Genomic DNA, 12,226 nt, shown 5'->3' on the forward strand with positions numbered 1-12,226 from the left:
GAGCCCGGCCCGTGCCGTACGGGAACGGCGCCCGCCAAAAACCGCGGGGTCCGGCTCCTAGGGCGCGCTCGCCCCGGAAACCACCGCCTTCGCCCACCGGTAGTCCGCCTTGCCGCTCGGGGAGCGCCGGATGTGCTCGGTGAGGACGACCGAACGCGGGACCTTGTAGCCGGCCAGCCGGGTACGGCAGTGGTCCCGTACCGCCTCCAGGGTCAGCGGCGCGGCGCCCGCGCGGAGCTGGACGACCGCCGCGACCCGGCTGCCCCACCGCTCGTCCGGTACGCCGGCGACCAGCGCGTCGTACACGTCCGGATGTGCCTTGAGCGCCTGCTCGACCTCCTCCGGGTAGATCTTCTCGCCACCGGAGTTGATGCACTGCGAGCCCCGGCCGAGGACGGTGACGACGCCCGCCTCGTCGACCGTCGCCATGTCGCCGAGCAGCACCCACCGCTCGCCGCCCGCCTCGAAGAACGTCTCGGCGGTCTTGTGCGGATCGTTGTAGTAGCCGAGCGGTACGTGGCCGCGCAGCGCGAGCCGCCCGACCTCGCCGGCCGCCACCGGGGCGTGCGCGGGGGAGGCGGGGTCGACGACGGCCGTGTGCGCGTTGACGCGTAACCGGAAGCCCCGGCCGGGGCCCGCGTCCTCGGTGGCGGTGCCGTTGAAGCCCGACTCGGAGGAGCCGAAGTTGTTGAGCAGCAGGGCGCCCGGCACGAGCGCGGCGAACTGGTCCCGTACGGTCGGCGAGAGGATCGCGCCGGAGCTGCTGACGCTGAACAGCGAGGAGCAGTCGGTGCCCTTGAGCGGGCCCGCCAGCGCGTCCGCGAGGGGGCGCAGCATCGCGTCGCCGACCAGCGAGATGCTGGTGACCTTTTCGCGCTCGACGGTGCGCAGCACCTCCTCCGGCACGTACTTGCGGTGCAGGACCACCTTCTGGCCGAAGTGGAAGGCGATGAAGGCGGTGAGGGTGGAGGTGCCGTGCATCAGCGGGGGAGTGGGGAAGAAGACCAGCCCCTCGCCGCCCGCGGCGACGCGTTCGGCCAGCTCCTCGGGGCGCCGTACCGGTTCGCCGGTGGGCGCGCCGCCGCCCATGCCGGAGAAGAAGATGTCCTCGTGCCGCCACAGCACGCCCTTGGGCATGCCGGTGGTGCCGCCGGTGTAGATGACGAGGCGGTCGCCGCCGGAGCGCGGGCCGAAGTCGCGGTCGGGCGAGCCGGAGGCCTCGGCGTCGGTGAACGGTACGGGCGCGACGCGCGGCTCCGGCGCGTCCGCGGGCGGCGTGCCCACGCGGATCAGGTGGCGCAGCCGGTCCGCGCGCGGCAGGGCGGCCGCGACCCGTCCGGTGAACTCGGCGTCGAAGACCAGCGCGACGAGGTCGGCGTCCTGGTAGAGGTAGGCCAGTTCGTCTTCGACGTAGCGGTAGTTGACGTTGACGGGGACGGCGCGGATCTTCAGACAGGCGTAGAGGGTCTGGAGGTACTCGACGCCGTTGTAGAGGTGCAGGCCGACGTGGGAGCCGGGGGTGACGCCGTGGTCGCGCAGGTGGTGGGCGAGGCGGTTGGCGGCGCGGTCGAGCTGTGCGTACGTCAGTCTGCGTGCCGCGCCCGTGCCCGGATGGTCGAGGTGGACCAACGCCTCGCGCCCGGGAACCGTGTCGACGACCGACTCGAACAGATCGGCGAGGTTGTATTCCACGTCTCCTCCAGAAGCGGGCGGCGGCGTCGGTCCGCGGTCATTAGAGCGCCGTGCGCCGTACGGGGGAAGGGGCACGGCAACGGAAACTGACTGACTGTCAGAAAACTCTTGAAGTCGGCCCCCGGCTACTGCAACCTGTTCTACGTTCCGGGGCGGACCGGTGGCACCCGCCCGGCGAACGGGCGCCGGGCCGGCACTCGCCCGGCGCCCGGCCGCCGGCCGGCGCACGGCACGCGACCGTACGGACAGGAGGACGCATGGGCGGGACCGAACACCTCACCGTGACACGCGACGGCGCGACCCTGGTGCTCACCCTCGACCGGCCGGAGGCGAGGAACGCGCTCTCCCTGCCGATGCTGGTGGGCCTGTACGACGGCTGGACCGCGGCCGACGAGGACGACACCGTGCGCTCGGTCGTGCTCACCGGCGCGGGCGGCGCCTTCTGCGCCGGCATGGACCTCAAGGCGCTGGCCGGCCGGGGCATGGACGGCGAGCAGTACCGCGAGCGCCTGAAAGCCGACCCGGATCTGCACTGGAAGGCGATGCTGCGCCACCACCGCCCGCGCAAGCCCGTCATCGCCGCCGTCGAGGGACCCTGCGTCGCCGGGGGCACGGAGATCCTCCAGGGCACCGACATCCGGGTGGCCGGGCGGAGCGCCACCTTCGGGCTCTTCGAAGTACGCCGCGGGCTCTTCCCGATCGGCGGCTCCACCGTCCGCCTCGCCCGCCAGATCCCGCGCACCCACGCCCTGGAGATGCTGCTCACCGGCCGCCCCTACTCCGCCGAGGAGGCCGCGCGCATCGGGCTGATCGGCCATGTCGTACCGGACGGTGACGCGCTCGGCAAGGCACTGGAGATCGCCGCACAGATCAACGCGTGCGGCCCGCTCGCCGTGGAGGCGGTCAAGGCGTCCGTCTACGAGACGGCCGCGCTGACCGAGGAGGACGGGCTGCAGGCCGAACTGGAGCGCGGCTGGCCGGTCTTCGACACGGCCGACGCCAAGGAAGGAGCGCGGGCCTTCGCCGAGAAGCGCCCGCCCGTCTTCCGGCGCGCCTGAACGCGCCGCGCCCGACCCCGGCGGCGGCCTCGACGCGCGCCGCGCCCCCCCCGGGCCCCTGCCGCGCCCGACCAGGCGCCGCCCCGCACCGCCGCGCCCCACCCCGTACCGAAGCGAGGAGCCCGAATGCCACCGACCTCCCGCACCCCAGACGTCCTGTCGGCACCGCTCGTCGTCGAGTTCCCGTTCACCCGCTCCCTCGGGCCCGTACAGAGCGCCTTCCTGACCGGGCTGCGCGAGCGGACCGTCCTGGGCGTGCGGACCGGCGACGGGCGGGTGCTGGTGCCGCCCGTCGAGTACGACCCGGTCACCGCGGCCGAACTGCGCGACCTCGTCGAGGTCGGCGGCACCGGCACCGTCACCACCTGGGCCTGGAACCCGGCCCCGCGCCCCCACCAGCCGCTGGACACCCCGTTCGCCTGGGTGCTCGTCCGCCTCGACGGCGCGGACACGGCACTTCTGCACGCCCTGGACGCACCCGGGCCGGACGCCGTGCGTACCGGGATGCGGGTCCGTGTCCGGTGGGCGGCGGAGCGTACCGGCGCCATCACCGACATCGCGTGCTTCGAACCCTACGAGGGCGGGACGCCGGCCGAAGCCGTCCCGCACAGCGGCGAGTTCACCGACCCGGTCACCGGCATCACCGCCCCCGCACGCCTCGACTACACCTACTCGCCCGGCCGCGCCCAGACCCGCTACCTCGCCGCCCTCGCCGAGCGCCGGACCGTCGGCGAGCGCTGCCCCTCCTGCCGCAAGGTGTACGTGCCGCCCCGCGGCGCCTGCCCCACCTGCGGCGTGGCCACCCGCGACCGCGTCGAGGTCGGCCCCAGAGGGACGGTCACCACCTTCTGCATCGTCAACATCAAGGCGAAGAACCTCGACATCGAGGTGCCGTACGTGTACGCGCACATCGCCCTGGACGGCGCCGACCTGGCCCTGCACGCGCGCATCGGCGGCATCCCGTACGACGAGGTGCGGATGGGCCTGCGGGTGGAGCCGGTGTGGCGCGACGGCGACCGCTACCCGGACCACTACCGGCCCACCGGCGAACCCGACGCCGGGTACGACAGCTACAAGGAGCTGGTCTGATGCCCGCGACCCCCGGCCCCACCAAAGCTCCGGACCCCGCCACGGCCCCCGGCCAGGCCGCACCGTCGCGCCCGGCCCCGCCCCGCGAAGTCGCGGTCGTCGCCTTCGCGCAGAGCGACCACACCCGCGACACCGCCGAGGTCTCCGAAGCCGAACTGCTGCTGCCCGTCCTCCAGGACGCGCTGGCCCAGGCGGGACTGCGCGCCAAAGAGATCGACTTCACCTGCTCGGGGTCGTCGGACTACCTGGCCGGGCGGGCCTTCTCCTTCACCATGGCGCTGGACAGCGTCGGCGCCTGGCCGCCCATCGCCGAATCCCACGTCGAGGCGGACGGCGCCTGGGCGCTGTACGAGGCCTGGGTCAAGCTGCTGACCGGCGACGCCGAGACCGCGCTCGTGTACGCGTACGGCAAGTCCTCGTCCGGCGAGGTGCGCGACGTGCTCACCCGCCAGCTCGACCCGTACTACCTCGCGCCCCTGTGGCCCGACTCCGTCTCCCTGGCCGCCCTCCAGGCCCAGGCCCTCATCGACGCGGGGGACACGGACGAAGCCGGGCTGGCCGGGGTCGCGTCGCGCAGCCGCGCAGACGCGGCGGCCAACCCGCACGCCCAGCTCAGCGGCCCCGTACCGCACGGCGCGTACGTCGTCCGACCGCTGCGCACCGGTGACTGCCCGCCCGTCGGTGACGGCGCGGCGGCCGTCGTCCTCGCGGCCGGCGACACCGCGCGGCGGCTGTGCGACCGGCCCGCCTGGATCCGCGGCATGGACCACCGCATCGAGGCCCACGGACTCGGCGTACGGGACCTCACCGACTCGCCGTCCACCCGGCTGGCCGCGGAGCGCGCCGGAGCCTTCGAACGGCCGGTGGACACGGCCGAACTGCACGCGCCGTTCACCTCGCAGGAGGTGGTGCTCCGCAAGGCGCTGCGGCTGGACGACGGGGTACGGGTCAACCCGTCCGGAGGGGCGCTCGCCGCGAACCCCATGATGGCCACCGGCCTGATCCGCATCGGCGAGGCCGCGCTCCGTGTCCGGCGCGGCGAGGCGCGGCGGGTGCTGGCGCACGCCACCTCGGGGCCCTGCCTCCAGCAGAACCTGGTCGCCGTACTCGAAGGGGAGCCGCGATGAGCAACGCCCGAGCGTCCAGGGAACCCGTCGCCGTCGTCGGCGTCGGCCAGACCCGGCACGTCGCCGCCCGCCGCGACGTCTCCCTGGCCGGTCTCGTCCGGGAGGCCGCACAACGGGCCCTCACAGACGCCGGGCTGACCTGGCAGGACATCGACGCCGTCGTCATCGGCAAGGCCCCGGACTTCTTCGAAGGCGTCATGATGCCCGAGCTGTACCTGGCCGACGCGCTCGGCGCGGTCGGCAAGCCGATGCTGCGGGTGCACACCGCGGGCTCCGTCGGCGGCTCCACCGCCCTGGTCGCGGCCGACCTCGTCGCCGCCCGCGTGCACCGCACCGTACTGACCCTCGCCTTCGAGAAGCAGTCCGAGTCGAACGCGATGTGGGGGCTGTCGCTGCCGGTCCCGTTCCAGCAGCCGCTGCTGGCCGGGGCGGGCGGCTTCTTCGCCCCGCACGTACGCGCCTACATGCGCCGTACGGGCGCCCCCGCCACGGTCGGCTCGCTCGTCGCGTACAAGGACCGCCGCAACGCGCTCAAGAACCCGTACGCCCACCTCCACGAACACGACATCACCCTGGAGAAGGTCCAGGCGTCCCCGATGCTCTGGGACCCGGTCCGCTACTCCGAGACCTGCCCGTCCTCCGACGGCGCCTGCGCGATGGTCCTGACCGACCGCGCGGGCGCGCGGCGCGCCCCCGGGCCCGCCGCCTGGGTGCACGGCGGGGCGATGCGCAGCGAACCGACGCTCTTCGCGGGCAAGGACTTCGTCTCCCCGCAGGCGGGCAAGGACTGCGCCGCCGCGGTGTACGGGCGGGCCGGGATCACGGACCCGCGCCGGGAGATCGACGCGGTGGAGATGTACGTGCCGTTCAGCTGGTACGAGCCGATGTGGCTGGAGAACCTGGGCTTCGCCGCGCCGGGCGAGGGCTGGAAGCTCACCGAGTCCGGCGTGACCGAACTCGACGGCGACCTGCCCGTCAACCCCTCCGGCGGGGTGCTCTGCGCCAATCCCATCGGCGCCTCCGGCATGATCCGCTTCGCCGAGGCGGCCCTCCAGGTACGCGGCCGGGCCGGCGAACACCAGGTCACCGGGGCGCGCCGGGCGCTGGGGCACGCGTACGGGGGCGGCTCGCAGTTCTTCTCGATGTGGCTGGTGGGCGCGGAACCGCCGGTCATGTGAGCGCGCCCTGTCCGACACCGGGCACGGTGGCTAGGCTGACCGCGACGCCGAACCGGGAGGAGCAGCGACGTGGCCGAGAGCATCATCGAACAGCGGCTCGCGGACGGAACCAGGCCGGAGCCGGACCTGAGCGGAGCCGCGTGGCAGTCGAGCAGCCAGGGCATGGGCGATGTGCAGGTCGCCTTCGTCGAGGGCTGGATCGCGATGCGCAACCGGCGGACGCCGGACGTGCCCGCGCTGGTCTTCACCCCGGCCGAGTGGCGCGGCTTCGTCCTCGGCGCCCGCGACGGCGAGTTCGACCTCACCTGACGGCCCGGGGCGTGCCGTCCGCGACAGCGGGAGAGCGGAGGCCTCGCCGCCACGGCGGGCTTGTGCTGAACTGCGCACCACCATCCGCAAGCGACGACGAGGGGACCGCGATGCCTCTTGAGGGCGTGTACGAGCCGAGTCCGGCACAGTGGGTGCGTGAACAGGTCGAGCTGTACGAGAGTTCGGGCGGTACGCGGGGGACGACGCTCTGGGACACGGGCCTGCCCGTCGTCATCCTCACGACGCGCGGCGCGAAGAGCGGCAGGCTCCGCAAGATCCCGCTGATGCGCGTGGAGCACGCGGGGCGGTACGCGGCGGTGGCCTCGAAGGGCGGCTTCCCGCGTCACCCGGTCTGGTACTTCAACGTCAGGTCCGACCCGCACGTCGAGCTCCAGGACGGCGCCGTACGGCAGGACATGACGGCCCGGGAGGTCACGGGGCAGGAGAAGGCCGAGTGGTGGGAGCGCGCGGTCGCCGCGTATCCGCCGTACGCCGAATACCAGGAGAAGACGGCCCGCGTGATCCCCGTCTTCGTGCTGGACCCGCGCACGGGGTAGGGGTGTGACCGCCGGAGTGGCCCGCCGCAGGTCGCGGTGATCACCGTGGAGGTCCTGCCCGGCGCCGGCCTGCCTGGGTCATTCCCCCAGGTCCTCCGTCACGGGCAGGCACTCGGCGAGCAGGTCGACGACGTCGCGCCAGGCGCGCTGCGCGTGCCGCGGGTGGTAGCCGACGCCGGGACGCACGGTGTGGTCGACCGGCGGGTGGTGGAAGGCGTGAAGGGCTCCTCCGTAGACCGTGAGGCGCCAGTCGACGCCTGCCGCCTGCATCTCCGCGGTGAACGCCGCCCGTTGCGCGGGCGGCATGATCGGGTCTTCCGACCCGACCCCGGCCCACACCGGGCAGCGAATGCGCGCCGCCTCGCCCGGTCGGCCCGTGGTCAGTGCGTTGACTGTCCCGATCGCGCGCAGGCTGACGCCGTCGCGCCCGAGTTCCAGCCCGACGGCGCCCCCGGTGCCGTAGCCGACGGCGGCGATCCGGTCGGGGTCGGTCCGCGGTTCGGTGCGCAACACGTCGAGCGCCGCATGGCCGATGCCCCGCATCCGGCCGGGATCAGCGAGCAGGGGCATGCAACGGGCCAGCATCTCCTCGGGGTCACCCAAATAGCGACCGCCGTGAAGGTCGAAGGCCAGCGCTACGTATCCCAGCTCGGCGAGAGCCTCGGCCCGGCGGCGCTCGACGTCGCTGAGCCCCGTGCCCTCCGGTCCGAGCAGCACCGCGGGCCGGCGGTCGGCACCGGCCGGGAGCGCGAGGTGCCCGATCATCGTCAAATCGTCGGCCGGGTACTCGACCGTACGCGTCGTGATCTTCGTCATGAGACCGGACTGTAGTGATCGTCCAGCCCGGTCCGGCCGGTGTTCCGCCGTCGGCGGAACGGCGCGGGTGACCCGTTCCGCGCACCCGCCTTCCGCCAACTCGTCCGACCGTGGCGGGCGGCGGCGACCACGCCGACACCCGTAGCGGCGGCAGCCGGGCGGAAACCGGGTGACCGGCGGAGACAGCCGCCGGTCACCCGGCCGCGCGAGGCCGGCCTGTTACGCCCACAGCCCCAGCAGGAACGGGTAGGCGTTCAGGACCGGCGCGGGCCCCTGGACCAGGTCGCGCAGGGTGAAGACGGTGTACTCGGTGCCCTTGGCGGCGAAGAAGTGCACCTCGTCGCCCACGGTCGCGGAGGCGACCGCGTCCGGGGCCTGCCAGCCCTTGGGCAGCTGGCCCAGCGGCACCGGCTGCACCTCGCGGAGGTCCGGCGCGCGGAACCGGTCGTCGATCAGCACCGTGGCCTGCTCGCAGAACAGCAGGTACTGCGAGTCGTCGGGCCGCGCGGGCGCCGCCTCCAGGACCCGCCCGTACGGCTCCAGTTCCCGGGACGGGAAGTAGTCCTCGGTCCGGTCGATGCCGTCGTTGCCCTTGTCGGAGAAGGCGATCGTCAGATCACCCTTGACCCCGAGGTAGGTCCGGTCGCTGCGCCGCGGTGCCCGGGTGACGAAGTCGAAGCCGCCGTGGAACTCCTTGGGCAGGTGCGGGAACCGCGTGCTGATCTTCCGCGGTCCCTCCTCGACGCGGTTGCGGGAGGAGAACCGGATGACCTCGTCACCGCGGAAGCCCTCGAACCGTACGAACGGCGTGGTGTCGCCCGGCACGTACTTCGCGACGGTGCCGAAGACACCCCCGGCGGCCTCCAGCGACGCCTTGAAGACGTGCGTCACGGTGGAGACGATGCCGCCGCCGGGCTCCACCAGCAGCCCGGACAGCGCGTCGAAGACCGGGTCACCGCCGCGCGCCTCGACCGGCTCGAAGGTCCACTGCTCGGCGTTGCGGTAGGCGGCGGTGCTCTCCGTCGACTGCTCGATCACGGCGCCCGCGACGGCGGCGTGGTCCCGCACGTTCACCCACAGCCCGCTGTGCAGGTTGGAGATCCGGTACGGGTCCTCCTCGACGAGCTGCCACGTCTGGCTCCGGTACGCCGGGCTGTTCTCCTCCAGGTGCTCCTGAACCAGCGGCGCCCCCTTGTCCTTGCTGTACCTGCGGACCTGGAGGTACCCGCCGCTGTGCTGGTTCTGCACCCGGAAGGTGTGCTCGCCGCCCGGCGCGGACTCCAGCCGCCACGCCTGGGCCGCCCGCTGCGGCCAGTCGTGCAGCCTCTCCTGCACGATGTCCGCCGGTGACTGTTTCGTGTGGCCCCTGACGGTCAGGTACAGGCCGCTGCTCGCGTTCTTGATCAGGTACGTGCCCTTGGCGCTGACGCTCACGGGAACCTCCTGGGAGCGGACGGAAAAGAGTTCCGGTTCCGGCGTTCCACCCTATGAGGCCGCACCCCCGGACGCGACGGTACGGCCACCAGACCCGGCCAAGGTCAGGTCCCGTCCCCGGCCCGGGGACCCACCGCCCACAAGGCCCGTTTCCCGGCGGCCGCGCCCCGCCGTTCCGGCTGCGCGCACCAGCAACGACCGGAACCGCACGCAGGAACGAAGGCCGTCGGCCACGGGACCGGAATCAGGACTGGTGGGGAATGGAGGACGCGCGCTCCAGCGAGGTGCCCGGCACGGGACCGGGCTCGTGCCGGGGACCCGGCTCGGCGGCGCGTGCCGCGTACGCGCCGGGGGGCTCCGGCGGCTGGTCGGGACGGCTGTCCGCGAGCACCGTGGTGGCCAGGTGCCGCAGGACGTCCGCGTGCGCGTGCAGCATCTGGTGCGTACGGGTGTCCGCGGGGTCGGCCAGCAGGATGCGCGCGGCGGTGTTCACGGCGCGCAGCCTCGGCCTCTGGGCCGTACGGTGCGACCGGGGCAGCGACCGCCAGGCGGTGTTGGCGACGGTGATCAGCCGCCACAGGTCGTTGGTGGCGGGGTCGGTGTCGTAGAACCGCAGTCCGTACCGGCCGACGAGCCAGTACGAGACGGACAGCGCCACGGCGGCCACGAGGTCGAACGCCACCCAGGCGCGGGCCAGATGGTCGCGGTCCGTGGCCACGTCGACCAGCAGCGCCACCCCCGCGCCGCCCGCGCCGAAGAGGACCGAGGCGAGCACGCCGAAGAACGCGACGGCCGGCACGATGCCGATTCCGTTCTCGCTGTCCACCCGGAGCAGCCCCTGCCAGTGCGGCGCGAGATAGCGGGCGTAGCGAACGGGTTTCGGGGCCGGCTCCGTGACAGCGATCCTCTTCGCCCAACTCACGGCCATCGCTGCACACTCCTTCGTCGGGCACTGAAGCATGGGTTCACGCATCCCCCAACGAATCACGGAATTCCCGGATACGCTCAGCCGGGTCAAACCAACGTTTCTGCTGCGGAGTTTCCTCCAGACAGCCGGGCGCATTCGGGGGCGTGGAGTACGGACCTCCCGGCGAATGCCGCCGCGAAATCGAGGAGAAAGCCGCCGGCGTTCCGGAACAGGCCGGAACGTGCCCGGTCAGCAGAGTGATCGAAGGATCAGCGGACCGTCCGGACACGTGATTTCCGGCAATGCCGAAGTAAGGGGTGGCGTACTTTCCCGGCCGCCGTCCGAGCGCTCCGGCGACCGGAAAGAACCATGCCCGGGAATACGGAAACGGAAGGACCGCCGCGCCCCGGCGCCTCCCTCGCGGGGGCCGCCGGGGCGACGGGCTTCAGCGGCCGGAACGGTGCCGGTGGGCGCCGCTCTTGGAATACGCGTGCCGGGTGACCGGCGTGACCGCGGGCCCCGGTTCGAGCTGGCGGATGAGCTGGTGGAAGCAGAGCAGCACGGTGACCGGCGGAAGCCCCGCCACGGTGATCCCCGCCGGGGTGGTGGGGGCCTTGGCGATGCACAGCACCGTCGCCACCGCCGCGAAGAAGATCACGACGCACCACGAGTGGGTGGTGCGGCGCCGGTGGGTGCGGGCCCGCAGGATGGACAGGATGGCGGCGACCCACGGCCCGTAGACCAGCAGGGGCCACAGCTGGGCGATGCGCGGCGAGGCGGCCTCGCCGGCCAGTGCCCGCAGCGGCGGGTAGGACGCCACCGCGGCGAGCAGGGCGACCGCCATGACGATCAAGGACGTCAGCCCCACGGTGACCAGGCTGAGGGTGCGCCGCCACGAGAGGCCGAAGCCTTCCCGGGCGCCGCGGCCGGCGTGCGGGAAGGTCGGCTTGCGGTGGCTGTGCCGCTCGGACGCCGGCACCTCGGCGGTCACGGCGGGCTGTTCGGCGGTGTCCAGCAGCTGCGCCAGCTCGGCGTCGAGGTCGTCGGGGACGACCATCGGCGCCGCGTCGTAGGCGTCATAGGCGTCGGCCAGGCCCTCGTGGGCCGGCTGGTCCCGGAAGAGGGGGCCGTCGGCGAGGCCGAACGCGGCCGTCAGGTCGGGCTCGGAGGTGACTTGGGCGGGAATCCGGTACCCGTCGGCGGTGGACGGCATCAGCAGGTGGAGGGTGGGGGGATCGTACACGGCAACTTCCCTGCGGGCTGGGCGGCGGCGTCGAGGCCCGGACTGTCAGGCGGCGCGTGCCGTCCTCAGCACCGCCGGGGGCCCGCGCCGTACTCGGCTTCGCTGTGCTGCGTCCACAAAGTGGCCTTGATCCGGTCGAGTTCCGCGCCGAGACGGTCCAGCAGATCGGCGGAGAGTTCCGGGCGGAAGTATTCCCTTTCGCATTCCGGGTCGGCCGTCGGCCGGTCGTTCGCGGGGGAGTCGGAGATGCCAACGGGCTTGAAGAAGCGCCGGCCGAGACGTCGTACCGGCTGATCCACAGGAGTGTCAGGCATACCTGCGGAACGAATTGGGCCGACACAAAGGGACGGGTACCCGGTCCTAATGAACTCAAGGAGACGTGGAGGGTACGAAGAGGAGGTGATCGGAAAGGTGGATGATTCGCACGGTCCGCCGCCGGTGCCGTGCGCCACCGGGCCACCGCCCGCCGTGCCGTGCGCCTTCCGGCCACGTCCGTCGGGCCCTATACCACCGTCCCCTGTGGCGCGTCACCACGGCACATGACGGCGTGTTTGCCGGGCGCGGCCCCGGCGCGTGACCACCGCCTTGCGAACGGTTGTCCGCCCCAGGGCGCCCACCTCGGAGGAGATACGTTACTGCCGACGTGGCGGCGGCTCCGGCGCGCGGCGGACCGTTTCAGCGTATGCGCACCGGTGAGCCGCGCCCCACTCCGACGCGCCCCCTCAACAAGGTATGTCCATGGGACCGGTTGGGCGGCCCGGGTAGGTAATGGTGCATCACACCTACCTGTCCCCTTCCGTTCCCGGGCGCCGTCCG

The 12,226-nt window shown here is 73.0% G+C and carries 12 protein-coding genes; 6 read left to right on the forward strand and 6 right to left on the reverse strand.

Translation table 11 applies throughout. From position 1 onward, the window contains the following. Positions 1 to 57 precede the first annotated feature (57 nt). On the reverse strand, positions 58 to 1,692 hold the full coding sequence (locus ACFV57_RS32715; RefSeq protein ID WP_385239643.1) for an acyl-CoA synthetase: 1,635 nt from the start codon (positions 1,690 to 1,692) through the stop codon (positions 58 to 60). A 257-nt stretch (positions 1,693 to 1,949) separates the two neighbouring features. On the opposite strand from ACFV57_RS32715, the gene ACFV57_RS32720 reads away from it, so the two are divergent. The 6 genes from ACFV57_RS32720 to ACFV57_RS32745 all read left to right on the forward strand — a co-directional run bounded on the left by ACFV57_RS32720 (position 1,950) and on the right by ACFV57_RS32745 (position 7,010). Next, positions 1,950 to 2,750 carry a crotonase/enoyl-CoA hydratase family protein gene (locus ACFV57_RS32720; RefSeq protein ID WP_385239644.1) on the forward strand — a complete coding sequence of 267 codons (801 nt, stop codon included), beginning with the start codon at positions 1,950 to 1,952 and terminating at the stop codon, positions 2,748 to 2,750. A gap of 126 nt (positions 2,751 to 2,876) precedes the next feature. After that, positions 2,877 to 3,839 carry a Zn-ribbon domain-containing OB-fold protein gene (locus tag ACFV57_RS32725; RefSeq protein ID WP_385239646.1) on the forward strand — a complete coding sequence of 321 codons (963 nt, stop codon included), beginning with the start codon at positions 2,877 to 2,879 and terminating at the stop codon, positions 3,837 to 3,839. Continuing rightward, a complete protein-coding gene (locus tag ACFV57_RS32730; protein ID WP_385239648.1) occupies positions 3,839 to 4,966 on the forward strand; it encodes a thiolase domain-containing protein in 1,128 nt (375 codons plus the stop codon). Before ACFV57_RS32725 ends, ACFV57_RS32730 begins: the two co-directional genes overlap by 1 nt. Continuing rightward, positions 4,963 to 6,144, forward strand: coding sequence for a thiolase domain-containing protein (locus ACFV57_RS32735; RefSeq protein ID WP_385239650.1), 1,182 nt, complete (start codon positions 4,963 to 4,965; stop codon positions 6,142 to 6,144). Before ACFV57_RS32730 ends, ACFV57_RS32735 begins: the two co-directional genes overlap by 4 nt. 69 nt (positions 6,145 to 6,213) lie before the next feature. Next, on the forward strand, positions 6,214 to 6,453 hold the full coding sequence (locus tag ACFV57_RS32740) for a DUF397 domain-containing protein (RefSeq protein WP_385239652.1): 240 nt from the start codon (positions 6,214 to 6,216) through the stop codon (positions 6,451 to 6,453). Between the two features lie 110 nt (positions 6,454 to 6,563). Then, positions 6,564 to 7,010, forward strand: a complete 447-nt coding sequence (locus ACFV57_RS32745; protein ID WP_385239654.1) for a nitroreductase family deazaflavin-dependent oxidoreductase — start codon at positions 6,564 to 6,566, stop codon at positions 7,008 to 7,010. Between the two features lie 78 nt (positions 7,011 to 7,088). On the opposite strand, the gene ACFV57_RS32750 is transcribed toward ACFV57_RS32745, so the two are convergent. The 5 genes from ACFV57_RS32750 to ACFV57_RS32770 all read right to left on the reverse strand — a co-directional run bounded on the left by ACFV57_RS32750 (position 7,089) and on the right by ACFV57_RS32770 (position 11,724). Further along, positions 7,089 to 7,826, reverse strand: coding sequence for a dienelactone hydrolase family protein (locus ACFV57_RS32750; RefSeq protein WP_385239656.1), 738 nt, complete (start codon positions 7,824 to 7,826; stop codon positions 7,089 to 7,091). A 219-nt stretch (positions 7,827 to 8,045) separates the two neighbouring features. Further along, positions 8,046 to 9,260 carry an RICIN domain-containing protein gene (locus ACFV57_RS32755; protein ID WP_385239658.1) on the reverse strand — a complete coding sequence of 405 codons (1,215 nt, stop codon included), beginning with the start codon at positions 9,258 to 9,260 and terminating at the stop codon, positions 8,046 to 8,048. A gap of 244 nt (positions 9,261 to 9,504) precedes the next feature. Then, a complete protein-coding gene (locus tag ACFV57_RS32760; protein WP_385239660.1) occupies positions 9,505 to 10,188 on the reverse strand; it encodes a hypothetical protein in 684 nt (227 codons plus the stop codon). 424 nt (positions 10,189 to 10,612) lie between these two features. Continuing rightward, positions 10,613 to 11,410 carry a DUF2637 domain-containing protein gene (locus tag ACFV57_RS32765; RefSeq protein WP_385239662.1) on the reverse strand — a complete coding sequence of 266 codons (798 nt, stop codon included), beginning with the start codon at positions 11,408 to 11,410 and terminating at the stop codon, positions 10,613 to 10,615. A gap of 65 nt (positions 11,411 to 11,475) precedes the next feature. Continuing rightward, entirely contained in the window at positions 11,476 to 11,724 is a 249-nt protein-coding gene (locus ACFV57_RS32770; protein ID WP_385239664.1) for a hypothetical protein, read from the reverse strand. Positions 11,725 to 12,226 lie beyond the last annotated feature (502 nt).

The organism is Streptomyces sp. NPDC059788, assembly GCF_042732265.1.
Lineage (GTDB): Bacteria > Actinomycetota > Actinomycetes > Streptomycetales > Streptomycetaceae > Streptomyces.